Source organism: Microbacterium sp. ABRD28, assembly GCF_003850245.1.
Taxonomy (GTDB): domain Bacteria; phylum Actinomycetota; class Actinomycetes; order Actinomycetales; family Microbacteriaceae; genus Microbacterium.
Genome location: NZ_CP031015.1, coordinates 1,242,678 through 1,266,364 on the forward strand (window position 1 = coordinate 1,242,678; position 23,687 = coordinate 1,266,364).

21 protein-coding genes and 1 tRNA gene are annotated in these 23,687 nt (G+C 70.4%); 13 read left to right on the top strand and 9 right to left on the bottom strand.

Translation table 11 applies throughout. The features are described from left to right. Window positions 1-49: 49 nt before the first annotated feature. The 3 genes from DT073_RS15825 to DT073_RS06115 form a co-directional block, all read right to left on the bottom strand. Window positions 50-125: transfer RNA gene (locus tag DT073_RS15825), tRNA-Met, on the bottom strand. Window positions 126-181: 56 nt separating this feature from the next. Beyond that, a complete protein-coding gene (gene arsA / locus DT073_RS06110) occupies window positions 182-1,978 on the bottom strand; it encodes an arsenical pump-driving ATPase (RefSeq protein ID WP_124292584.1) in 1,797 nt (598 codons plus the stop codon). A gap of 80 nt (window positions 1,979-2,058) precedes the next feature. After that, a complete protein-coding gene (locus tag DT073_RS06115) occupies window positions 2,059-3,054 on the bottom strand; it encodes a helix-turn-helix transcriptional regulator (protein WP_124292585.1) in 996 nt (331 codons plus the stop codon). A 61-nt stretch (window positions 3,055-3,115) separates the two neighbouring features. Between DT073_RS06115 and DT073_RS06120 the strand changes: the two genes are divergently transcribed. After that, on the top strand, window positions 3,116-4,168 hold the full coding sequence (locus DT073_RS06120) for an ATP-binding cassette domain-containing protein (RefSeq protein ID WP_124292586.1): 1,053 nt from the start codon (window positions 3,116-3,118) through the stop codon (window positions 4,166-4,168). Beyond that, window positions 4,165-4,974, top strand: coding sequence for an ABC transporter permease (locus DT073_RS06125; protein ID WP_124292587.1), 810 nt, complete (start codon window positions 4,165-4,167; stop codon window positions 4,972-4,974). The genes DT073_RS06120 and DT073_RS06125 overlap by 4 nt, the downstream gene beginning before the upstream one ends. Before the next feature lie 124 nt (window positions 4,975-5,098). Here DT073_RS06125 and DT073_RS06130 read toward each other — a convergent pair whose 3' ends face one another. Continuing rightward, the gene (locus tag DT073_RS06130; protein WP_124292588.1) at window positions 5,099-5,593 is read right to left on the bottom strand and encodes a DUF6326 family protein; all 495 of its coding nucleotides are present in this window, start codon (window positions 5,591-5,593) and stop codon (window positions 5,099-5,101) included. Window positions 5,594-5,728: 135 nt separating this feature from the next. On the opposite strand from DT073_RS06130, the gene DT073_RS06135 reads away from it, so the two are divergent. After that, a complete protein-coding gene (locus DT073_RS06135) occupies window positions 5,729-6,442 on the top strand; it encodes a TetR/AcrR family transcriptional regulator (protein ID WP_240638787.1) in 714 nt (237 codons plus the stop codon). On the opposite strand, the gene DT073_RS06140 is transcribed toward DT073_RS06135, so the two are convergent. The 3 genes from DT073_RS06140 to DT073_RS06150 form a co-directional block, all read right to left on the bottom strand. Beyond that, entirely contained in the window at window positions 6,421-6,984 is a 564-nt protein-coding gene (locus DT073_RS06140; RefSeq protein WP_124292589.1) for a dihydrofolate reductase family protein, read from the bottom strand. The two genes, DT073_RS06135 and DT073_RS06140, sit on opposite strands and share 22 nt — an antisense overlap. 85 nt (window positions 6,985-7,069) lie before the next feature. After that, entirely contained in the window at window positions 7,070-7,708 is a 639-nt protein-coding gene (locus DT073_RS06145; RefSeq protein WP_205783044.1) for an alpha/beta hydrolase, read from the bottom strand. Then, window positions 7,705-8,673: a ring-cleaving dioxygenase gene (locus tag DT073_RS06150; protein WP_124292590.1), complete on the bottom strand. Its 969-nt coding sequence runs from the start codon at window positions 8,671-8,673 to the stop codon at window positions 7,705-7,707. Before DT073_RS06150 ends, DT073_RS06145 begins: the two co-directional genes overlap by 4 nt. Window positions 8,674-8,805: 132 nt before the next feature. Here DT073_RS06150 and DT073_RS15830 point away from each other — a divergent pair, with 132 nt between their 5' ends. The 3 genes from DT073_RS15830 to DT073_RS06175 all read left to right on the top strand — a co-directional run bounded on the left by DT073_RS15830 (window position 8,806) and on the right by DT073_RS06175 (window position 12,117). Further along, the gene (locus DT073_RS15830; RefSeq protein ID WP_164478154.1) at window positions 8,806-9,819 is read left to right on the top strand and encodes a hypothetical protein; all 1,014 of its coding nucleotides are present in this window, start codon (window positions 8,806-8,808) and stop codon (window positions 9,817-9,819) included. A gap of 103 nt (window positions 9,820-9,922) precedes the next feature. After that, the gene (locus tag DT073_RS06170; protein ID WP_124294382.1) at window positions 9,923-10,975 is read left to right on the top strand and encodes an ABC transporter ATP-binding protein; all 1,053 of its coding nucleotides are present in this window, start codon (window positions 9,923-9,925) and stop codon (window positions 10,973-10,975) included. Continuing rightward, window positions 10,972-12,117: an ABC transporter permease gene (locus DT073_RS06175; RefSeq protein WP_124292594.1), complete on the top strand. Its 1,146-nt coding sequence runs from the start codon at window positions 10,972-10,974 to the stop codon at window positions 12,115-12,117. Before DT073_RS06170 ends, DT073_RS06175 begins: the two co-directional genes overlap by 4 nt. A 283-nt stretch (window positions 12,118-12,400) precedes the next feature. Here the strand turns inward: DT073_RS06175 and DT073_RS06180 are convergent, their stop codons facing one another. Continuing rightward, window positions 12,401-13,387 carry an aldo/keto reductase gene (locus tag DT073_RS06180; protein ID WP_124292595.1) on the bottom strand — a complete coding sequence of 329 codons (987 nt, stop codon included), beginning with the start codon at window positions 13,385-13,387 and terminating at the stop codon, window positions 12,401-12,403. Between the two features lie 181 nt (window positions 13,388-13,568). Between DT073_RS06180 and DT073_RS06185 the strand changes: the two genes are divergently transcribed. Continuing rightward, window positions 13,569-13,964, top strand: coding sequence for a hypothetical protein (locus DT073_RS06185; protein WP_124292596.1), 396 nt, complete (start codon window positions 13,569-13,571; stop codon window positions 13,962-13,964). 76 nt (window positions 13,965-14,040) lie between these two features. On the opposite strand, the gene DT073_RS06190 is transcribed toward DT073_RS06185, so the two are convergent. Beyond that, entirely contained in the window at window positions 14,041-15,081 is a 1,041-nt protein-coding gene (locus DT073_RS06190) for a lactonase family protein (RefSeq protein WP_124292597.1), read from the bottom strand. A 176-nt stretch (window positions 15,082-15,257) separates the two neighbouring features. Between DT073_RS06190 and DT073_RS06195 the strand changes: the two genes are divergently transcribed. From DT073_RS06195 to DT073_RS06220, 6 genes are all read left to right on the top strand, one after another. Then, a complete protein-coding gene (locus DT073_RS06195) occupies window positions 15,258-16,658 on the top strand; it encodes a hemolysin family protein (RefSeq protein WP_124292598.1) in 1,401 nt (466 codons plus the stop codon). Continuing rightward, on the top strand, window positions 16,655-17,704 hold the full coding sequence (locus DT073_RS06200) for a CNNM domain-containing protein (RefSeq protein WP_124292599.1): 1,050 nt from the start codon (window positions 16,655-16,657) through the stop codon (window positions 17,702-17,704). Before DT073_RS06195 ends, DT073_RS06200 begins: the two co-directional genes overlap by 4 nt. A gap of 12 nt (window positions 17,705-17,716) precedes the next feature. Next, entirely contained in the window at window positions 17,717-20,185 is a 2,469-nt protein-coding gene (locus tag DT073_RS06205; RefSeq protein ID WP_124292600.1) for an ATP-dependent helicase, read from the top strand. Window positions 20,186-20,407: 222 nt separating this feature from the next. Continuing rightward, window positions 20,408-21,535 carry an SseB family protein gene (locus DT073_RS06210; protein WP_124292601.1) on the top strand — a complete coding sequence of 376 codons (1,128 nt, stop codon included), beginning with the start codon at window positions 20,408-20,410 and terminating at the stop codon, window positions 21,533-21,535. Window positions 21,536-21,585: 50 nt separating this feature from the next. Further along, a complete protein-coding gene (gene ligD, locus DT073_RS06215; protein WP_124292602.1) occupies window positions 21,586-22,620 on the top strand; it encodes a non-homologous end-joining DNA ligase in 1,035 nt (344 codons plus the stop codon). 447 nt (window positions 22,621-23,067) lie between these two features. Next, on the top strand, window positions 23,068-23,652 hold the full coding sequence (locus tag DT073_RS06220; protein WP_124292603.1) for a hypothetical protein: 585 nt from the start codon (window positions 23,068-23,070) through the stop codon (window positions 23,650-23,652). Window positions 23,653-23,687: the final 35 nt, after the last annotated feature.

Genomic DNA, 23,687 nt, shown 5'->3' on the forward strand with positions numbered 1-23,687 from the left:
CATTCCGGCAAGCGGACCGCGCGGGTGGGTCGGAAGTCCCGGCGTGAGGTGGACGCGACGGCGGGAGTCGAACCCGCAACGCTGCCGGATATGAGCCGGAGCCCGGGACCGCCCGGATCGCCGCGATGCCCTCGACGTTACGTGAGGGCGGCGACAGCGGCCAGGAATGTGAAGGAGAGTGTCAGGGTGTGACGGCGTGTGTCGTCGGGCGATCTTCAACGCCCTGCGGAATCCCGCCTGTCAACGCCGACAGCCGCGCGACGCCGATCGGCTCGTCGGGCAGCAGCGGGACGATCGCGATGCGATCGGTCAGTTCCTGAATGCGGTCGATCTGCGCGACTTCGTTGCGGGCTCGCGTCCGCAGGAACGGCGAGCGGGGGTGCGTCGCGGCGATCGAGTTGTTCGCCACCCACGCCCAGGGGTGGATGCCGGCACGTTCCAGGTCGTCCTGCAGCCCCGTCGCTTCCAGCACAGGCGTCGTCTCGGCGAGCGTCACCAGAAGGATCTTCGTCTGTGCGGGGTTTTGAAGTCGCATCAACGGCGTCGAATAGGCCATGTTCACGGCTCCCATCTGGCGGGCGATCTCGCGATGGTACGAGCCGGCGGTGTCGAGGAGCAGCAGGGTGTGTCCGGTCGGTGCGGTGTCCATCACGACGAACTTCCGTCGGGAGTCGTGTATCGCCCGAGAGAACTGGTGGAAGACCGCGACCTCCGCGGTGCACGGCGACATCAGGTCCTCGGCCAACGCCGCGCGTCCCGATTCGTCCAACTCCTTCCCCTTCGTCGCCATGACGTGCGCACGGTACTGCTCGAGTGCGATGTCGGGGTCGATCCGTGTCACGGTGAGGCCGTCGACCGCTGCGCCGAGCGTGTCGTCGAGGTGGGCGGCCGGATCGGTGGTGGTCAGGAGCACCTCGTGACCGCGGTTGGCCAGGGCGAGGGCGACGGCAGCGGCGACGGTCGTCTTGCCGACACCGCCCTTGCCCATGCACATCACCAGACCACGCCCGTCGCGCTCGATCTCATCCACGAGGGCGACCAGGGGCGCGTCCGGCAGAACGGCGGTCTCGGCGGCATCCCCCACCGCCTCATCGGCGAGTTCGGGGTCGAAGAACGTGCGGACCGCTTCGAGGCCGACGACGTCGCGGGCCTTGAGCTCCAGAACATCACGGGGCAGATCGGCGATCGCCGCCGGAACGGCCGACAGCGCGGCGGCCTCCCGACGACGCAGCGCCACCGCGATCGGCTCGTCGCCGGCTCTCTCGGGGAGGACGCCGTTGATCACGACGAACGCGTTCGTCATGCCGATCGCGGTCAGCTCGGCGAACGTGCGGTCGATCTCCTTGAGCGCGGACGGTTGCGGGCGGGTGACCAGGATCAGCCGGGTGCGGTCGGGATCGGTGAGCGCAGACACCGCCGCTGCGTACGTTGCCCGGTGCTTGTCCAGTCCGGCGAGGGGACCAAGGCACGACGCGTTTCCGCCGGTCGAGAGGAACCGCGTCCACGATCCGGGCAACTGCAGGAGTCGGATGGTGTGGCCGGTAGGAGCGGTGTCGAAGAGGATGTGGTCGTATCGCCCGTATGCGGCGTCGTCCGTCAGAAGCTGCGTGAACTCATCAAAGGATGCGACCTCGGTGGTGCACGAACCCGAGAGCCCTTCGATGACCCCGGCGATCTCCGATTCGGGCAGCAGCCCTCGGAGGGGCCCGATGATGCGCTCCCGATAGGCGTCGGCCGCTTGCGCGGGATCGATCTCCAGCGCATCGAGGCCGGGAACCGACGCGATCCCCGTGACGGCGTTGCCGATCGCGATGCCGAACACCTGGCCGAGGTTGGACGCGGGATCAGTGCTCACGAGCAGGACGCGCTGCCCCACGGTCGCGAGGTGGACGGCCGTGGCGCACGCGACCGACGTCTTGCCGACGCCGCCCTTGCCGGTGAAGAACAAGAACCGTGGTGCGTTCGCGAGGAATCTCATGGCACCACTCATCTTCCTCCGCCTACCTCGACGATGCGGGCCGGAGGTCCTTCGAGCCGGAGCCTCGTCTTCGTTTGCGCTCACCGACCGGGAGCGCGAGCGGGCGGGGGAGGAGCGTCGAGGGCGCGCAGCATCCGCTCGAGCACCTCGCGCAGCTCGGAGCGCGACGGCTCGGCGAGGTCGGTCGTGTAGTCCACCCCCGCCGGGATCCACGACAGGCCGTACATGGTCTCGCGGAAGTCGGCGCCACCGACGGGCCACCGCGTGTGCGCAGCATCCTCTTCGGTGGCGCCCTGCCCCCAGATGCCGAAGTGCTCCTTCATCACCTCGAACGGCAGGTCGATGACGGCGTCGGCCTCGACGGGCTGCCGCGTCCACGCCCGGGCGACGAGGATGAAGTCCTCCACCTCGTCGGGGGTCAACGGCCGCGGCTCGAAGAGCACCCGGGTGTGCTCGACCCGCGCGAGCCGATCGACGCGGAAGGTGCGCCAGTCGTCGCGCTCGAGGTCCCAGCAGAGCAGGTACCAGTGCCGGTCGGCGGGGGCGAGGGCATGCGGTTCGACCCGGCGGCGGGTCTCGGCGCCGGTCATCGAGGTGTAGTCGAATCGCACGCGCTCGTGGTCGCGGATCGCCAGCGCCAGTTCGCCGAGCACCTCGCTCGACACCGCCGCGCCCGACTGGATCCCCGCCGGCTGCACCGCGTCGGCCAATGCCGTCACCCGGCGGCGGAGCGGGGCAGGCAGCACCTGCTCGAGCTTCGCCAGAGCCGTGAGGGTCGTCTCGGGGCCGCTGACCAGTCGCTGCGATGCGGCGACGCGCAGCCCGATCGCCATCGCCACGGCCTCCTCGTCGGTGAGGAGGAGCGGCGGCACCGCGCTCCCGGCCTCGAGGCGGTAGCCGCCGGTGATGCCGGGCGTCGACTCGATGCGGTAGCCGAGGTCGCGGAGCCGCTCGACGTCTCTGCGCACGGTCCGCTCGGTCACGCCGAGCCGCGCGGCGAGTTCGGTGCCGGGCCAGTGCCGATGCGTCTGCAGGAGATTCAGCAGTGCGAGCGCGCGGGTGGTCGTGTCGGACATGCATTGATTCTGCCCGTAATTGCGGACAGAATCTGTCCGGGTGCGCTTCTACCTTCGACTCATGGCGAATCAACCGATCATCGAAGCGCAGGGGCTCACCAAGCGCTTCACCGTCAAGAAGAAGACCGTGGCGGCGGTCACCGACCTGACGTTCGAGGTGCAGCGCGGCGAGCTCGTCGCGTTCCTCGGACCCAACGGCGCGGGCAAGTCCACGAGCCTGCGCATGCTCACCACCCTGCTCCCGCCGACGTCCGGCACCGCGCGGGTCGTCGGTCATGACATCCTGCGAGACCCTGCGGGCGTTCGCGCCCGCATCGGGTACGTCGGTCAGCTCACCAGCGGCAGCTTCGCCCAGCGCGCCCGTGACGAGCTGCTGAGTCAAGGTGCCTTCTACGGGATGGGCCGTGCCGCGGCATCCGCTCGGGCAGACGAGCTCATCGAATCGCTCGATCTCTCGGGGTTCGCGACCCGCACCGTGCAGCAGCTCAGCGGCGGACAGAAGCGGCGGCTCGACGTCGCGCTGGGACTCATGCACGCCCCGCCGCTGATCTTCCTCGACGAGCCGTCGACGGGACTCGACCCGCAGAGCCGGGCGAACCTGTGGCAGCACATCCTCGACCTCCGGAGGCGATTCGGCACGACCGTCTTCCTCACCACGCACTACCTCGAGGAGGCCGATCGCTACGCCGAACGCGTCATGGTGATGGACAGGGGCCGCGTCATCGCCGATGACACCGCCGCGCGGCTGAAGGCCGAGCTGGCCGGAGATGTGCTGACGCTCGGGTTCGCTGCACCGGATGCTGCTGACCGCGCACTTCCGCTGCTGTCGGCGTTGAGCGCGCGCGAGGTGCGGCGCGACGGCGCCGTCGACCTGGTGGTGACGGCGCCGGACGGCGATGCGCTTCTTCCGCGCGCGGTGCGCGCGCTCGACGCCGCGGGCATCGAGGTGGTGCGCGCGACCGGCGTCCCGCCGACCCTCGACGATGTCTTCCTCAGCCTCACGGGGCGGACGCTCCGCGACGCCGAGCACCCGATCGACGACGAGACCGACGGGGACGCCGCCGTCCCCGAGACCGAGACCGCGAAAACCCAGACCGAAGGAGCAGTGCGATGAGCGCGCCCGTACGCCAGTCCCCGGCATCCGATCGCCCCGACACCGCGGTGCGACCGAACCCCGCCCGCGACACCTGGAACGTGCTCACCCGGGAGCTGCGTCCGACGATGCGCGACCCGTTCACGCTCATCTTCAGCCTCGTGCAACCGCTGGTCTTCCTGGGGCTCTTCGCTCCCCTGCTCGTCGGGCAGTCGGGAGAACCCGTGGGCGAGACCTTGAGCTGGTTCGTGCCGGGTGTGCTGGTGATGATCGTGCTCTTCGGCACCGGTGCGACCGGGTCGAACCTGCAGTACGAGATGATGACAGGCTCGCACGAGCGAACCCTCGTCGCGCCCATCTCGCGCGGGTCGCTGCTCGTCGGGCGGGCGCTGAAGGAGGTGGCGCCCATCGTCATCCAGGCGATCATCATCGTGTTGATCGCGCTGCCGTTCGGCTTCGCGGTGAATGTGCCGGGGCTCGTGGTCGGCCTCGGGCTGCTGGCGGTGTTCGGTGTCGGTCTGGGGTCGCTGTCGTACGCGCTGGCGCTGAAGACGAAAGACCGGGAATGGCTGTTCTGGGGGGTCCAGCAGACCCTGATCTTCCCGCTGCTGATCCTCTCCGGCGTGCTCCTGCCCCTGGACGACGGGCCCGCATGGATGCGCGCGATCGCAAGCGTCAACCCCGTCAACTGGGTCGTCCAGGCCGAGCGGGCGCTCCTCTCGGGCGACCTCGCGGCTCCGGTCGTGCTGTGGGGCTGGCTCGCGGCGCTGCTGCTGGCTGCGGTGGGGCTCGCGGTCGGGGTGCGGGGGATGCGCAAGAGCGGCTGAGCCGGGGCGTGTCCCCAACTCCTGCAGAATCGGTGGGCGGGCGCCCCGGCGGGGCTGTTCGCGCTCCTCAGCGCCGATTTTGCAGGAGTTAGGGCGGCGCCGCCGGGACGGGTGTTCCCCGCGGTCAGTGGCGCGCGGAGTCCCGCATCAGGGAGGACTGCGCTCGGGTCGCTACCGGCACGGCCGTGCCGCGCGGCCACGCCCAGGCCGTGCGAAGGATGAACGCCAGGATCAGCAGCTCGACCCCGATCGAGATGGCGTAGAACGCCGCCCACTCCCAGGTCGAGCCGGCCGCGTTGAAGATCGAGTAGGGGATGAGGAGCGCGGCGGCGACGAGGTTCAGCGTGCGGTTGACGCGGGCCGGCAGGGTCATCGAGAGGATCACCATCACGGCGGGGATCGACACCGATACCAGGAAGATCGTCAGCAGTGTCGAGCTGATGTCGAAGCGCCAGATGAATCCATCGGTGATCCCGTCGATCACGCCCGGCTTGTAGAAGTTCAAGATGTCGACGTAGACGTACAGGAACACGAAGCTCGTCCAGGCGGCGGTGAGCTTCGCGCGGACGGGCATCGGGGCGCTGTCGAGCAGCGGCCGGGGTGAGGTCGAGGTGGTCATGGTGTCTTCTCTCTCTGCGAGGATCCGGGCCCCACGGCCCGTGGGTGAGCGACGGCGGTGAGTCGTACACCGTACGTCGTACACTGTACTGTGACCCGTACGCTGTACGGTTGTCAAGACGGCGGAGGGAGAGCGGTGTCAGTCGACGAGGAGGGCGGTGCCGCGGCATCCGCGGGTCTGAGCACGGGTCGAGTGGTCCTCGAGGCGATCCGGCTGGCCGACGCCGAGGGTGTCCACGGGCTGAGCATGCGCCGGCTCGCGACCGTTCTGAATGCGGGGGCGATGACGCTCTACCACTACGTCGCGAACAAGGAGGAGCTGCTCGACGCGATGGTCGACGTCGTGTTCGACGAGATCGCGTTGCCGCGCGAAGACGTCGAGTGGCGGCAAGCGATCCGCGAGCGGGCGCTGTCGGCTCGGGGGGTGCTCGCTCGTCATCGCTGGGCGATCGGGTTGCTCGATACGCGGACCGCGCCGGGGCCGGCGAACCTCCGTCATCACGAGGCCGTGACGGCGTGCCTGCGGAAGGCCGGTTTCTCGGTCGCGATGGCCACGCACGCCAACTGGGTGCTCGACAGCTACCTGTACGGTCACGCGCTGCAGGCGGGGGGACTGTCGCTGGACACCCCGGATGACTTCGCCGAGGCGATCGACGACGTCTACCTGCCGCAGCTTCCGGCAGAGCAGTTCCCCTACCTCAGCGAATCCGCCACGACGTTGGCCGCCGCGGGTTACGACCCGTCGGAGGAGTTCCTGTTCGGACTCGACCTCATCCTCGACGGGCTGGAGGCGCGGCGCGGTGGCGGAGAGAGCGGGCGCCCCCTCGGTCACACGGGGCGCGGGCGATAGCGCAGCAGCATCACGCCGTTGCCGAAGCGACGCTCGCCGAGCAGCTCGAGGTCGAGTCGGATGCCGGTGGGCAGGCCCGACTTCCCTCCGCCGACCGAGACCGGCGCGACGTAGAGCTGCACCTCGTCGACGAGGCCTGCGCGCAGCGCCTGCCCCGCGAGGTCGGCGCCGCCGATGAGGAGGTCGCGGTCAGCGGCATCCTTCCTTTCGCGGATCGCCGCCGCATCGAAGTCGCGCTCGATTCGGGTGCGCGCCGTCGGCGTCTCGACCAGGGCCGATGAATACACGACTTTGTCGGTGTCGGTGAACGCCGCCGCGAACGCGGCGAGAGCGGGTGACTGTGCGGCGAAGGACGGATCGATCTCCCAGACCGCCATCTTCTCGTAGAGGCGCCGGCCGTAGACGAGCGTGCCGATCGACTGCATCAGCTCCGTGTGCGCGGCGAAGACATCGTCGCCGGGCGGGAGGAAGTCGAAGCCCCCGCGTGGATCTTCGATGAAGCCGTCGAGGGAGACATTCGTCGTGTAGATGAGCCTGCCCACCAGCGCCTCCTCGCGTCGTCGCTCACGCTACTCCTTGGCGCCCTCCCGCGAATGCGGGGGGGGGGGGGGGCGAGGGCGACGCGTGTCAGCGCGCCGCCAGCCACTTCCGCGCCGCGTCGACGTCGCTCTGGGCGAGGCCGTGGCCGCCGGGGCGGACGTGCCGCTCGACGGCCGCGTCGTGCGCCTGCGCCACCTCGACCAGGCGGTCGACGCTCGCCGACGGCGCCATCGGGTCCGCGGCGCCGTTCAGCAGCACGAGCTCGACCGCCGACGCATCCCCGACGGGGTCGCGGTCGGCGAACGGGTACATCCCGCTGAACGCCACGACCCGGTCGAGGGTCTCGGGATGCAGTAGCGCGGTCGCCAGCCCGATGTTCGCCCCGTTCGAGAATCCGGCCGCGATGACCCGCCTGTCGCCGAGCCCGTACCGCTCCCGCGCGACGGCGAGGAACCCGGCGAGCTCACCCGCCCGCACGATCACATCGTCGACGTCGAAGACCCCCTCGCCCCTGCGACGGAACCACCGCGTCATCCCCTGCTCGCTCACCCGTCCGCGAGGCGAGAGCACGCCCGCGCCCGGCCACAGGTGCGACACCAGCGCGGTGATCTCGCGCTCGTTGCCGCCGGTGCCGTGGAGGGTCAGCAGCACCGGGGCGTCGGCGTCGCCCGGCTCGAACAGGTGCGGCCAGCCGTCGAGGTCGACCGCCGTGCCGGCCCCGCTCACGCGGCGACCTCGGGGTTGTTCTCGGTCGGCAGCGTCACCGGCTGCACGCGCGCCTCGATCGCCTCGCGAGAGGGCTCGAGCCACGGCGGCAGCTTCAGCGAGCGGCCGAGTTCGAGCAGGGGTTCGTCGATGTCGAAGCCGGGGGTGTCGGTCGCGATCTCGAAGAGCACTCCGCCGGGCTCGCGGAAGTAGATGCTCGTGAAGTACTGCCGGTCGAGGATCTCGGTCACCTGGTGTCCGCGTGAGACGAGGTCGTTGCGCCACGCGAGCTGCGTCTCCTGGTCGGGCACTCGGAAGGCGATGTGGTGCACCGTGCCGCCGGCGGTCAGACCCTCGGGCGCGAGACCGGAGGCGTGCACGTCGACGAGGGCGCCGGGCCCACCGGGGCCGGCAGCGAGGCGCGTGCGCCCGCCCTCCTGCTCGACGATGCGCATGCCGAGGTCGTTCACCATGAGCCCGACTGTTCCCTCGGCGTCGCGGACGGTCAGAACGCTGGAGTGCTGCCCGCGGATCGCGTACTCCGCCGGCACGCTCTTGGAGTCCCACGGGTCGCGCGGGTCGTTCTCGTTCGTGGCGACGAGCTCGATCTGCAGCCCGTCGGGGTCGCGGACGAGCAGGCGCTCCTCGCTCGAGCTCGTCGAGGTGATCTTCGCCTCAGACCCGACCGATGCGAAGTGGTCGACCCACCAGCCGAGCGACCCGGCGGGAACCGAGAACGCCGTCGAAGTCGACTGGCCCGCCCCGATGCGGCCGGGCGCGATGCCGCGCCACGGGAAGAAGGTCATGAGGCTGCCGGGGCGGCCCGCCTCGTCTCCGTAGTAGAGGTGGTAGGTGCCGGGGGCGTCGAAGTTGACGGTCTTCTTGACCAGTCGAAGCCCCAGCCCGGTGATGTAGAAGTCGATGTTCTTCTGCGGGTCTCCCGCGAGCGCGGTGACGTGGTGCAGACCCTGTGTGGCGGCGGTCATGATCTCTCCTGAAGTCCGATGCCGGATGATGTCTATGCAAACGCATGAATCATCTGTTTCATTCCAGGATGCCGCAGCGCGGCCGATCGCGACAGGTCGGGGGTGGGCCGCGGCATCCGTTAGCGTTATCGGATGGCGACGGTGACACGGCGGGGCATCCTCGCCGGCGTCGCGGCCGCCGTGGCCGGGGTGCTGGCCGTCGGGTTGGTGACCGCGGTCGTGCTCACCACCCTTCAGGTGCTTCCCGCCGGAGAGAGCCCGGTGGTCGATGACACCACGATCGGGGTGCAGCTGACCGGTGCGGCAGCTGCCGACCCCGGACGCGACGCGTCCATGGCGTGGCTGGCCCGCGGCATCCTTCTTCTCGCCCTCGTCTGGGGCGTGATCGGCATGTTCGCCGCACGTACGCGGCTCGTGCGTCGGCCGGGAGCCGCGGCCGCACGCGCCAGCTGGCTCGGCTCGACCCGGCCCTGGCGGGCCCGGGAGTCGACACTCGGCCTGCTGCAGCTGGACAAGTGGCTGCTCATCCTCGTTCCGGGAGCCTTGCTGCTCGGCACGCGGGCGGTGCAGACCTCGTTCCTCTCGTGGGTGCACCTCCTGATCGTGATGAGCGGATGGTGCGTCGCCGTCCTCGTGCTGAGGGCGCTCGTGGGCGCGCGGTCGCCGTGGCCGGTGCTGGCCGCTGCGGGGGGCGCGGTCGTGCTGCGCTGCGTGTGGACACTCATCCCGGTCGCGATCGGCGGGCCGGCGGCGGCGTGGTCGGCCCTGTGGACCGAGCCGGTGCTGCGCTGGATCTACGCACTCGTCGCGGCGGTGCTGCTCGTCTGGGTGTTCGTGGCGGCGGCATGGGCGCTCGTGATGCAGGTGGGGCCCAGGGCAGCCACCGGGTTCGTGCTCGCGGCGATCGGTGCGGGGCTTGCGCTGCCCGCGCTGGTCATCGGGATCATCGGCGGTCAGACCGTTGCGGAAGCGTGGGCGACGTCGCTCGCTCCGCTCGGAGGTCTCGCCCCTGCTCCGTTCGTGTGGCTGGAGTTCCCGGTCGCAGCGGCGTGGTGGGCGGCGACGGCCGGCGGCGTGCTGTGCGTCGTCGGCGGAGCGCTGGCGGTCCCGGGACGACGCGCGGGCGCCGGTGCGCCTCCTGAGTGAGATTCCCGGAAAACGTACATCCGGGGCTCCTCGGGTTTGTCGGGGCCGCGCCCTAGGCTGAGCCGCGTGACCTGCCTGACCGTGACGATGCCAGCCCGTGACCATGCCTGACGGCGCCGCACCCGACCCTGCTGCCGCGGGGGGCGGCGCCGGGATCGCCGCGGAGGGGATCGCATCCGGCGGAGCCGTCTCGGACGGGATCGTCGCCACGCACGTCCGCCGGTCGTTCGGCGACGTCCACGCCGTGCGCGATGTGAGTCTGCACGCCCTCCCCGGCAAGGTCACCGGGCTCGTCGGGCCCAACGGGTCGGGCAAGACCACGCTGCTGCTGATGCTGTCATCGCTTCTGGCTCCCGATGCGGGTGAGATCCGTGTCGCCGGCATCGACCCGGTCGTCGAGCCGCAGCGTGCCTGCGCCGTCATCGGGTGGATGCCCGATGCGCTCGGCGCATGGGGCTCACTCACGGTGCGCGAGACCCTCGTCACGACCGGGCGCCTGTACGACCTGCCGCGAAACGAGGCCGCTCAACGCGCCGAGGCGCTCATCGACCTGCTCGACCTGCGCGCGCTCGCCGCCGCGCCGGCGCGCGTGCTCTCGCGCGGACAGAAGCAGCGTCTGGGGCTCGCCCGCGCGCTCGTGCACAACCCGCGGGTGCTGCTGCTCGACGAGCCGGCCTCGGGCCTCGACCCCGAATCGCGTGTGCACCTTCGGACGCTCCTGCGCCGACTCGCCGATGACGGTCGGACGGTCCTGATCTCGAGCCACATCCTCTCCGAGCTCGAAGAGCTCGTCGACGACGCGGCGTTCCTCATCGCCGGCGAGTCGGTCTCGGCCGAGCGGGTCGCCGCGTCGGCGCAGCGTCAGCGGTACTGGCGCGTGCGGATCGCGGGCGGCGATGTGCTCGCAGCGCAGGCAGCGATCGCGACCGCGCTGGGGAGGAAGGATGTCACGGGCGACCGTGCCGGTGCGCTCGTCGCCTTCGCGAGCGACGCCGACGCTGCGGCGGGGCTCGCGGCGATCGTCGGCGCGGGGATCGCGGTGGCGGAGTTCGCCCCGTCGACCGGCCGGCTCGAGCAGACCCTGCTCGACCTGCGGGAAGGGGCGGCGCCGGTGGCCGTGGACGATACCCCGACCACGGGGGAGGGTGACCGATGAACGCTCAACGCATCGCCACCATCATCCGTCTGGAACTGACCCAGCGGGTGCGGAGCGTCGCCTGGTACGTGCTGCTCGGCGTCTTCGGGGTGCTGCTGCTCGGGGTGACAGCCCTGACCTTCATTTCGGTGCCGCGCGACGCGTTCCAGCAGGCGGGGAGCACCGCGTACTCGATCATCGTGTTCTTCGTGCTGCTGCTGGTGGTGCTGGTCTCGCCCACCCTCAGCGGCAACGCCATCAACGGCGACCGCGATGCGGCGACGCTGGCGCCGGTGCAGGTGACGCTCGCGACGACGACCGACATCATCATCGGCAAGTTCCTCGCGGCGTGGATCACGGGGCTCGCGTTCCTCGTCGTGTCGGCGCCGTTCCTCATCTTCGCCGCCGTGTTCGGCGAGGTGCGGCCCGACGTGCTGCTGGTGTCGCTGGTGATCCTCATCATCGAGGTGGCGGTCGTCGCGGGCCTGGGGGTCGCGCTCAGCGGCATCCTCGCTCGTCCTCTCTTCTCGGTGGCGGTGACCTATCTGACCGTCGCCGCGCTCGTCGTGGGGACGCCCATCGCGTTCGGGCTCGTGGGCACGGCCTTCCCGACCGAGATCGAGTCGCGGCAACGGTACCTGCAGCCGGTGTTCCAGGAGCCGATGCAGGTGCCCGAGGAGTGCATGACGGCCGAGCCCGGTGCGACCTCGCCGTCGCCGGAGTGCGTCGACCTCGGTTTCGGGCCCGGGGTGGAGGAGCCCGACTATGTGTGCGGTGAGTGGATGACCTCGACCTACACCGTGCCGCGGTTCGACCGCGTGTGGTGGCTGCTGTCGGCGAACCCGTTCGTGATCCTCGCCGATGCGACGCCGACGGTGTGGCGCGACGGCTACCCGGTCGACGCGTTCGGGACGCTCAAGGTCGGGGTGCGCACCGCGCAGATCGCGCCGGAGACGCAGCAGGTCTACGACGAGTGCGAGAACGCCACCTTGGAACCCGGTGAGGCGTACCCGACGGCCGAGGAGCAGGTCGCGGGCACCGTGCCGAGCTGGTTCGTGGGGCTCGGGGTGCAGCTGGCGCTCCTGGCGCTGCTGATGTGGCGCGCCGCGGTGCGGACGCACACGCCGTCGCGGCGGCTCCCCCCGGGCACCCGTATCGCATAGCGCCCGCGCCGCGCCGCGCCCCCCCCGCGCCGCGCCCCGTCGCGTCGCGTCGCGTCGCGTCGCGCGAGGGTGCACTCGTTCCCCGCGGGGGTGCACTCGTTTCCCGCGGGGGTGCACTCGTTCCCCGCGAGGGTGCACTCGTGCCAGAGCGCCCCATCGATGGAACGCACCCTCGCGGTCGAGAGGAGCACCGTCAGACAAGAGGAGTGCACCCTCGCGCTCAGGGAGTGCACCCTCGCGCGGAGGGAGTGCACCCTCGCGAGGGGGCGGGCGGAAAGCGCGGTCAGCGGTCGACGAAGCGGAAGTGCTGCGCGTTGTAGCGCTCGCCCTGAACCCCGATGCGCTGCGCGAGCCGGTCGAGGTCGTCGCGCTCATCCGCGGACAAGGCAACGGTCGTCGCAGCGATGTTCTCCTGGATGCGCTCGATCCGCCGGGTACCGGGGATCGGCACGATCCAGGGATGCTGCGCGAGCAGCCACGCCAGCGCGACCTGCCCCGGCGTCGCCCCCTTCGTCTCCGCGAGCCTCGCGACATGGTCAATGAGCGCGCGGTTGGCCGCGAGGTTCTCCTTCTCGAACCGGGGGAGTGCGCGACGCATGTCGTCGTCGGCCAGCGTCGTCGACGCGTCCATCGTGCCGGTGAGGTACCCGCGGCCGAGCGGACTGAAGGGAACGAACCCGATGCCGAGCTCGGCCACGACCGGCAGCACATCGGTCTCGGGGTCACGCGTCCACAGTGAGTACTCGCTCTGCAGCGCGGTGACGGGGTATACCGCGTGCGCACGTCGAATCGTCCCGACCGATGCCTCCGAGAGGCCGAAGTGCCGCACCTTGCCTTCGGCGACGAGGTCGGCGACGGCGCCGGCGACGTCTTCGATCGGGACGTCGGGGTCGACGCGGTGCTGGTAGAAGAGGTCGATCACGTCGGTGCCGAGGCGCCGCAGCGACGCATCGGCGACCCGCCGGATGTGGTCAGGTCGGCTGTTGACCCCGACGCTCTTGCCGTCCTGGATGTCCCATCCGAACTTCGTGGCGATCACGACCTGCTCGCGCACCGGCGCGAGCGCCTCGCCGACGAGTTCCTCGTTGACGTACGGCCCATACACCTCCGCGGTGTCGAAGAGGGTGACGCCGAGGTCGACCGCCGAGCGGAGGACGCCGATCATGTCGTCGCGGCTGCCGGGGTTCGGGCCGTAGCTCTGCGACATCCCCATGCATCCGAGTCCGATCGCGGAGACCTGAAGTCCGTGACCGAGGGTGCGTGTGTGCATCGTGTCTCTCTTTCCGAGGATCCAGGCCTTCCGGCGATCCGGATGCTCCTCGAATGACGCTACGCCGCGAGGCGCCGGCAGGAAAACGGGGTCGACACATCGCGTCTTGCGGAGAGCGCGGCGGCCCGGCGTCCGTTCGTACACCCTCGCGGGCGTCGGCGACCGGTGGCAGGCTCGGCGCATGAGATTCGCGATCGATGCGGCGACAGCGTTACGACTTCTTGCTGACGGGAGGGATGTCGGGAGCGGGCACTCCCTCGTCGCGCCCGCGATCATGCGGTCCGACGCCCTGCGTCACGTCTATGCCGACGTTCGAGCCGGGCGGCTCGATGACCGTGCGGCAAAGCGGACGCTCGAGGCGCTCGCATCGCAGAAGGTGCGGGTGCTGGCCGACCGGGTGTCGCGGGCGACGGCGTTCGCGCTCGCACGCGAGCGGAACTGGGATGACACGGGACCGGCCGAGTACCTCGCCGTCGCGAAGCTGCAGGCCGACGCGATCGTGACTCAGGACGCGCTCTTGATCGCGGGAGCGGACGGGGTTGTGCCCCTCGCGGAGTACGAAGCGATGTTTCGCTGAGGTCGCGGCGGGGGCGAGCGCACCCCGGACGGGTGGGGGGTGCACCCTCGCGGGTGGGGGGTGCACCCTCGCGGGGTCAGGCGAAGCGGACCCAGTTCGCGCCGCGACCGGTCTCCACCTGCTGGAGGAGGTCGAGCGCGTCGCCGTCGACCGCGTACAGCGACACGGTCGTCGAGCGCTCGCCCGCGGCGACGAGGAAGCGACCGTCGGCGCTCAGCGCGAAGCCGCGCGGCTGCGGCTCGGTCACGAAGAACCGGCTCGGTGCCGTGACCCCTCCGTCGGCGCCCACCGCAACAGCCGCGAGGGTGCTCTCGGTGCGCTCGGTCGCCCAGAGGAACGCTTCGTCGGCTCCAAAGTGCAGGTCGGCGCCCCAGATGAGGTGCCCCGCCATCGGGTCGGCGCCGAACGTGCTGTGCGTGAGGTTCTTCGTCGTGTCGAACGCCGTCGCCGCACCGATGAGACGCAGTGTGCCGTCGACCGTGTCGCGGGCGTAGTGCAGAACCTCGCCCGAGAACTCCGTCAACACGTACACCGCATCCTGCGCGGCGTTCACGACGAGGTGACGGGGGCCGCTGCCGGCGGGCGACGCCACGGTCTCGGGGTCGAGCGGGACGAGCGCCAGGTCGTCGTCGAGCGCGTACTGCGCGACGAGGTCGTCGCCGAGTGAGACGAAGTACGCGAAGCGCCCGTCGGCGCTCGGCAGCACCGCGTGCAGGTTCGCGAACTCGACCCGGCTCACCGGCTCGCCGACGACCCCGTCGTCGATCCGGCACGAGATGCCGTACCCCCCGCTGTACGCGGCGCCGAGGAGACCCGATCCGTCGCGCGTGAGCGCGAGATAGTTCATGCCGCCGTCGGGGAGGTGGAGCCGCGAGCGCGGCTCCAGTCGACCGCTCTCCCTGTCGAGCGCGAGGGTGACGATGCCGGCGGGCTCGCCCTCCTTCGACCCCTTCACCCCCGCGTAGACGAGGTCGTGTGCGGCGTCGACGGCGAAGGTCGAGCACGCGGGGAGCCCCTCCGTGACGGCGAGACGCGTCATCCGCTCTCCGTCGAGACGGAAGACGCTGATCGAGCCGTCTCCGGCGTTGGCAACGAGCACGAGCGCAGAGTCGGTCATGCCTCGATCGTAGGTCGATTCACGGCCGGCGCCGAGTGGCGGTCGCCGACGACCCCGTATCGTGGATTGATCCCCGCCACTGACCCACGGGAGCAATCCGTGCGCCACCACCGAACCTCCACCGACCAGGAGGGTCGATCTTCGTACCCCCTCCATTCGCGAGGGGGTGAATCCGGATGCTGGCGGCGACACTGACCCTGCTGCTGGGCATCATCGTCACACTGGCGATCATCGTCGCCTGCGGCTTCTTCGTCGCCCAGGAGTTCGCCTACATGTCCGTCGATCGTTCGCGGATGGCGGCCAAGGCCGAGAAGGGCGACGTGCAGGCGGGGCGGGTGCTCTCGATCACCAAGCGCACCTCCTTCATGCTCTCGGGTGCGCAGCTGGGCATCACGGTCACCGGCCTGCTCATCGGGTACGTCGCCGAGCCGCTCATCGGACAGTCGATCGGCACGCTGCTCGGCGGCGTCGGACTCGACCCGACGGTCTCGGTGATCATCGGCACCACGGGGGCTCTGCTCCTGGCGACGATCGTGACGATGATCTTCGGCGAGCTGTATCCGAAGAACCTCGCGATCGCGAACCCCGATCCGCTCGCGCGTGCCCTCGCCGTCCCCACGCGCATCTACCTGACGCTGTTCGGCTGGCTGATCGCGGTCTTCGATCTCGCCGCGAACGCCCTGCTGCGGCTTCTGCGCATCGAACCGCTCGAAGACGTCGACGAGAGCGCGACCGCCCGCGACCTGGAAGCGATCATCGAGGACTCCCGCGCGAGCGGCGACCTGCCCGACGACCTCTCGAACATCATCGACCGCATCCTGGACTTCCCGCAGCGCGATGTCGAGCACGCGATGGTGCCGCGTTCCCACATCGATTCGATCGCCCCCGACACCACGATCGCCGAGGTGCTCTCGCTGATGTCGACCGGTCACACCCGCTACCCGGTCATCGGCGACGAGGACACCCCGGTCGGCATCGTCAATCTCATCGACCTGCTCCGCGGGCACTACGACCCCTCCGCGCCGGTGTCCACCGTGATGCGCGAGGCGGTCGTCCTGCCGACATCCATGCGGTTGCCGATCGCGCTCGAGCGGATGCGCCGCACTCGCAACGAGATGGCCTGCGTCGTCGACGAGTACGGCAACTTCGACGGCATCCTCACCCTGGAGGATCTGACGGAAGAGGTCGTGGGGGAGATCTCCGACGAGCACGACCTGGAGGTCGACGAGGTGACCTCCGACGGCGACGCGTCGTGGACGGTGCCGGGCGACGTCCACCTCGACGAGCTGGAGCGGCTCATCGGGCACGATCTGGAGCGTGACGGTGCGGAGACGGTCGCGGGACTGACGATCAGCGAGCACGGCGACCTCCCACCCCTGGGTGCCGTCGTGCGGGTCGACCTGCCCGAGCGGGCGGGCGAGGCCGTGCAGGGGCTGAACATCCAGCGCTGGCTCGAGATCGAGGTGCTCGAGATCGAGCGGCACGTGCCGTCGCGTCTGACCGTCCATCTCCACGAGCGGGATCTCGACGCCGAGCACGATGCGGATGACCGCGCGGAGGCGGAGGCGGACCGATGAACGGATGGACCGTCGCTCTCATCACGACGCTGCTGATCATCGCCAGCGCGTTCTTCGTCATCGTCGAGTTCGCCCTGCTCGCCGCCCGCCGCCACCGGCTGGAGCAGGAGGCCGACCGCAGTGCGTCGGCGCGCGCCGCCCTGCGAGGAATGAACGAGCTGACGGTCATGCTCGCCTTCGCGCAGCTGGGGATCACCGCCTGCACGTTCCTCCTGGGCGCGATCACCAAGCCGGCGATCGACTACGCGCTCGCCCCCGTCTTGGAGGCGTGGGGCCTGCCCGCGGTGCTCTCGGGCGTGATCGCGTTCATGCTCGCCCTGATCCTGGTGACCTTCCTGCACCTCGTGGTCGGTGAGATGGCCCCCAAGTCGTGGGCGATCGCGCATCCTGAGGTTGCGGCCAAAGCCACCGGCATCCTGGCGCGCGCCCTCACCTGGCCGCTGCGACCGTTCCTCCTGTGGATCAACCACATCGCCAACCGCCTCGTCAGGGCGTCCGGCGTCGAGCCCGTCGAGAAGGCGGCGGTGGGCGGCCAGGACGCGGACACCATCCGCGAACTCGTCGCGCACTCGCGCGAGGCGGGCACGCTCGAGCGGCAGTACTCCGAGCCGATCGCGCAGGCGATCGCCATGAGCACGCGCACGGTGGGGGAGATCGTCCGGGTCGACCGGACGCCGACATCCGTCCCCGCCGACGCCGCGGTCGCCGACCTGCAGCGCGTGGCCGCGGAGTCGGGGCACCTTCGCATCCTCGTGGGGTCGACCACCGACTGCGCGGTTGCGCATGTGCGCGACACGCTGAAGCTCACTCCGACGACGCCGGTGGCCGCGATCGCGCGGAAGCCGCTCGTGGTCGAGCCGGCCGCGTCGGCGTACGACACGCTGCTGCGGATGCGCCGTGGGCGCGTGCAACTGGCGATCGTCGTGGACGGTCAGCGCCTGCTCGGCGTGGTCACGATCGACGACCTTCTCGGGCAACTGCTTCCCGGACCGGATGCCGCCGCGCAGCCGATCGCGGGAGGGGCGGGTGTCGGGGGCCCGACCTAGACTTGACGGGCAATGACTGACGTCTCTCCGGCCGCGCGCCCCGCGGCATCCGTCCCTCTCATCGTCGACGGCGATCCCGGGCCCCGACCGGGCTCGGGCGCTCGCGTCGACGAAGACCTGCTCGCCGGGCTCAACCCCGAGCAGCGCGAGGCGGTGACCTACCGCGGGCAGGCGCTCCTCATCGTCGCCGGCGCAGGATCGGGAAAGACCAGCGTGCTCACGCGGCGCATCGCGTCGCTGCTGCGCAACAAAGAGGCGTGGCCGAGCCAGATCCTCGCGATCACGTTCACCAACAAGGCCGCAGGAGAGATGCGCGAGCGCGTGCACCAGCTCGTGGGCGACCGGTCGCAGGGCATGTGGATCTCGACGTTCCACTCGGCCTGCGTGCGCATCCTGCGGCGTGAAGCCGAGCAGTTCGGATTCACCAAGTCGTTCACGATCTACGACTCCGGCGACTCGCGCGCGCTGGTCAAGCGACTGGTGAAAGAGCATGAAGCGGATGCCTACGGACTGACCCCGTCGGCGGTGCAGGGGAAGATCTCCAAGCTCAAGAACGAGCTCGCCGATGCGGAGTCGTACGCCCGGTCGGCGAACATGAACGACCCGGCCGAGCGCGTCTTCTGCGACGTATTCGCGGCGTACCAGCGAGAGCTGCAGCGCGCGAACGCATTCGACTTCGACGACCTCATCGCCCAGACGGTGTACCTGTTCCGGGCGTTCCCGCAGGTGGCGGATGTGTATCGCCGGCGGTTCCGGCACATCCTCGTCGACGAGTACCAGGACACCAACCACTCGCAGTACGCGCTGATCCACGAGCTGACGCGGGCGCCGGGATCCGACGGTGGCCCGATCGCTTCGTCGGGCGGAATGATGATCTTCGACGCGCCGGCGACCGAAGAAGCCGCGTCGCTGACGGTCGTCGGCGACTCCGACCAGTCGATCTACGCGTTCCGCGGAGCGGACATCCGCAACATCAGCGAGTTCGAGCGCGATTTCCCGGGCGCGAAGGTGGTGCTCCTCGAGCAGAACTACCGGTCGACGCAGAACATCCTGTCGGCGGCGAACGCGGTGATCAGCCACAACTTCGACCGGAAAGACAAGCGGCTGTGGACCGACGTCGGCGCGGGGGAGAAGATCGTCGGGTTCACCGGCTATTCGCAGCACGACGAGGCCCAGTTCGTCGCCGACGAGATCGAGGTGCTGCACAAGGGCGGCGTGCCGTACGACCAGATGGCGGTCTTCTATCGCACCAACTCGCAGTCGCGTGCGCTGGAGGAGATCTTCATCCGTGCCGCCGTGCCGTACAAGATCATGGGCGGCACGAAGTTCTACGAGCGCGCCGAGATCAAGGACGCCCTGGCCTACCTCGTCGCCGTGGCCAACCCCGCCGATGAGATGGCGATGCGCCGCATCATCAACCGGCCGCGCCGCGGCATCGGCGACGTGACGATCGAGACGATCAGTCGCTATGCCGCCGACGAGCAGATCACCTTCCGCGACGCGCTCGGCAATGCCTCGGCGCTGGGCGTCGGACCCAAGATCCAGGCGGCGATCGCGCACCTGGATGCGGTTCTCGCCGAAGCGTCCGATCTCATGCTTCCCGCATCGGGCGAGCTGCCCCCGCCGACCGCGGTGGCCGACGGACTGCAGCTGCTGCTGTCGAAGAGCGGCTACCTCGACGCGTTGCGCGCGAGCCGTGACCCGCAGGACGAAGCGCGCGTGGAGAACCTCGACGAGCTCGTCGCTGTCGCCCGCGAGTTCGCGCGCAACAATCCGGAAGGGACGATCGTCGACTTCCTCACCGAGGTGGCGCTCGTCTCCGACGCGGATGACCTGGAAGATGCCTCGGGATCGGTGTCGCTCATGACGATGCATACCGCGAAGGGCCTCGAGTACGACGCCGTGTTCCTCACCGGGGTGGAAGAAGACCTGATCCCGCACCGGATCTCGGCCGGCGAACCGGGCGGTCCCCAGGAGGAGCGGCGGCTGTTCTACGTCGGCGTCACCCGGGCGCGCAAGCGCCTGTACCTGACCCTGGCGATGACCCGTGCGCAGTTCGGCGAGGTGTCGGTGGCGATGCCGAGCCGGTTCCTGCAGGAGATCCCGTCGGATCTGCTCGACTGGCGCCAGTCGCCGGGCGACGTGAACTCACGCGGCGGGACGCAGTCGCGGGCGCTCAATGCGCGGCGCGGCTCCGCGGGGTCGGGCTTCGGCGCGTCGGGGTCGGGCCGACGGTACGGCGACGACCTCGTGCCGAAGTCGACGTCGCTGGAGAAGTTCGCCAACCGCATCCCGGCGAAGGTGCGCGACAACGGCGATATGGAGCTCGCGCCGGGAGACCGCATCCGTCACGACGACTTCGGCGAGGGCCGCATCGACGCCATCACCGGTGAGGGCGCGAAGCGTGTCGCGCATGTGCGCTTCGAGAAGGTCGGCATGAAGAAGCTCCTGGTGAAGATCGCACCGATCGCGAAGCTGTAGCCGCGCGCAGGCCGCGCCCGTGCGTAGTTCGCGACCCGTCAGATTCTGCTGCTCGGTCTCGATGTGGGCCGCGTTTTCTGACGGGTCGCGCTGACGGGTCGTGATGGCGAGTCCGCGACCCGTCAGAATCTGCTGCCCTTCGTAGCTGCGGGCGACGTTTTGTGACGGGTCGCGGAGGCCGAGCCGGGCGCGGCCCGCAGGGCCGCCGCGTAGGCTGGCACGATGGCACTCTTCGGGCGACGTAAGAAGACCGACGACCACCGCGACGACGCGACTCCGCAGACGGGAACGCCCGACCCCGAGGCGCCCGAGACGGATGTCGAGGTCGCCGATGCCCCCGGGCTCGCCCCGCGAAAGGGTGAGGACTCCGCGGGGGGCGGTGACGCCGCATCCGCTGCTCCTGCGGCCGAGGAGCCGGTTCCGCACGTGAACATCTCGGTGTCGACCTATGGCGCGCCGCGCACGGCGCCGGCTGCGCGACCGGTCGCCGCCGACTCCTCCGCGAGCGCACCGGCCACCGCCGCCGGCACACCGGCCTCGGCCGCGCGCACCCCCGGCCCCGCCGAGGCGCCCGCGCCGTCGCAGACCGTTCCGGGCCTTCCCGACAACGGCCTGGTCATCCAGGCGCTGCGCGCGCTTCCCGACAAGCCCGAGTCGCTCGACCTCATCCACGTCGCCCGTCAGCTCCTGCAGGGCCAGCTGTTCCTGCGCATCAAGGGCGACGCCCGGCAGCTGCTGTCGGAGGGCGCCCAGCTTCCGCTCGCCGTCGCGACCGTCGGCGACAAGCAGTACGTGCTGGCCTTCAGTGGCGGGGCAGCCCTGCAGGCGAGCGTCGCGTCGGACGGCGATCAGCAGACATCCGCTGTCGCGCAGCCCGCGGCCACGGTGCTCCGTCACGTGGTCTCGGGAACCTACGCCGGCATCATCATCGACCCGTCGTCGGCGCCCGCGCGCGCGGTGATCCCGCGGGAACTCATCGAGCGGATGCTCGACCAGGCCGACCCCAACGCGCTAGTGAAGCACCTGCTCACGGGCCCGCGCACGCCCGCCACCGGCGCCGAGATCGTCGCGGCGATGCCCGGAGCACGGCTCTGGGTCGCGGTCAACGAAACGCCCGACGGAAAGGTCGGCGTCGCCGAAGCCCGCGCGAACGGCGAGCGGCTGCTGCAGGTGTTCACGCACCCGCTCGAGGTCGCGGCCATCGGCCGCGGCGACAGGGCCGCCCCGATCACGGCCGACCGGCTGGGGGCCGCGCTCGCCGCCGATGCGGCGCTCGCCGGCATCCTCGTCGACGCCGCCGGTCCGTGGATCCGGCTCGGACGCGAAGACCTCGGCCCGATCCTCCCCTGAGGCGAGTCCTCTCCTGACGGGTGCCGTCGCGACGCGGTAGCGTCGCCTGCATGGCGAGCCCGTTCACGATGCTGACCGTTCCCGGGCCCGCGGGCGACCGCGAGGTGCGCCTGTCGAACCCCGACCGGGTGCTGTGGCCGGCGCTCGGGATCACCAAGCGCGAGCTCGCCGAGTACCTCATGGCGGTGTCGGGTCCGTTCCTCGCCGCGAACGGCAACCGGCCGGTGTCGCTCGAACGGTTCCCCGAATCGGTGGAGGGGGAGCGGTTCTACTCCAAGAACCCGCCGAAGGGCACGCCCGACTACGTCGAAGCGGTGACCGTGCGGTACAACAGCGGGCGGCGGCATCCGCAGATCGTGCTGACCGAACCTGCGGCCGTCGTGTGGGCGGCCCAGATGAACACGATCGTGTTCCACCCCTGGGCGTCGCTGACGAGCAATACCGACAACCCTGTCGAGCTGCGGATCGACCTCGATCCGCAGCCGGGCACCGACTTCGCCGATGCCGCCGCGGTCGCGCCCGCCCTGCGTGACGTGCTCGCCGAGGCGGGGCTGACGGCGTTCCTGAAGACGAGCGGCAATCGCGGCATCCATGTGTTCTGCCCCATCGAGCCCGAGTGGGAGTTCCTCGACGTGCGGCACGCCGTCATCGCCGCCGGACGGGAGCTCGAGCGCCGGATGCCCGACCGCGTGACGACGAACTGGTGGAAGGAAGAGCGCGGCGAGCGCATCTTCATCGACTTCAACCAGGCCAACCGCGACCGCACGATGGCGGGGGCCTACAGCCCGCGGGCGCTCGCGGGCGCGACCGTCTCGACGCCGATCACGTGGGATGAACTCGCGCGTGTCGACCCCGCGGCCTTCACGGTGCGTTCGGTGCCGGCGCGGCTGGCCTCGGTCGGAGACCCGTGGCAGGGGATGCTCGAGACGCCGGGGCGCATCGACGTGCTGCTGGAGTGGTGGCAGCGCGACCTCGACGACGGGCTCGGCGAGCTGCCGTTCCCGCCCGACTTCCCGAAGATGCCGGGCGAGCCGCCCCGCGTTCAGCCCAGCCGCAAGAATCCGGAGAACTGGCCGAAGGAGTAGCGCGGTTCGTTCCCCGGCGAAGGGACGGATGCCGCGGCGCGCCTCGTGTCGAGCTTTTCCCGTTCGCCTGTCGCAAACGGCCCGCGTGGCCGCTCTTTGTGACAGGTGGCTCGCGCGCGGGGCTCCCGGCACGGGATGCCGCAGCGCGAGGTCGCGCGGTGTGCTCCTCAAACGGGAGCGGTTACCCTGCTTCCCCCGTCACGTTCGGCCCTGCCAGCGCGCGAAGCGGGGCGGATGTTGCCGGGGGAGCATGGGGCGCCCGGCTTCCTCCGTCACGTTGGCCCTGCCAGCGCGCGAAGCGGGGCGGATGTTGCCGGGGGAGCGGATGTCGGGCGGAACATTGCACGAAGATTGCGCGGCGCAGAGCGCGCCGAAAACCGCGCAACGGTCCTCATAGCGTCGGCGCGTGCCGGATGATCCGGCACCACGGACCGAGGGGGACCACCCATGCACACCACACCCGCACCCGCATCCGCCCACGCGCCGGAAGCGTCGACTCCGCTGCAGCGCCGATTGGCGGCCGCCGCCGCAGCGGGGCTGCTCGCCGCCGTCACGCTCACCGGCTGCACCTTCACACTCGGCGCCTCCGGCGCCGAACCCGGCGCAACCGAGCCGGCCGCCACAACGACGACCGACCCCGACCCCGACGTCACCGACCCCGGCGGCACCCGCCCGGCGGGCGGCGACGCGGGATTCGTCGAGACCGAGGCCGGTGCGATCGCGCTCTTTCAAGACCGCTGGTACGACAACTTCTGCTCCAGCGTCAACATCGCGATGGGCGACGAGAACTGCGTCGGCATCGCGATCGAGGCCCTCGAGATGATCGACGGCGCGGCCGACCGCGCCACCGCTGCCGGTGCCGACGATGAGCTCGTCACCGCGGCGACCGCGGCAGAAGACGCCGCCGCCGCGTTCCGCGCCGCCGAGTGCGACATCTCCACCTCAGACACCTGCGTCGGCCCGACCGACGACTTCACCGACGCGGTGCGCGCGTACGGCGACGAACTCACCGAGAGGCTGGCCGCGCAATGAATGCCGCGCGCTCTGCAAGGTCGGATTGCACGAAC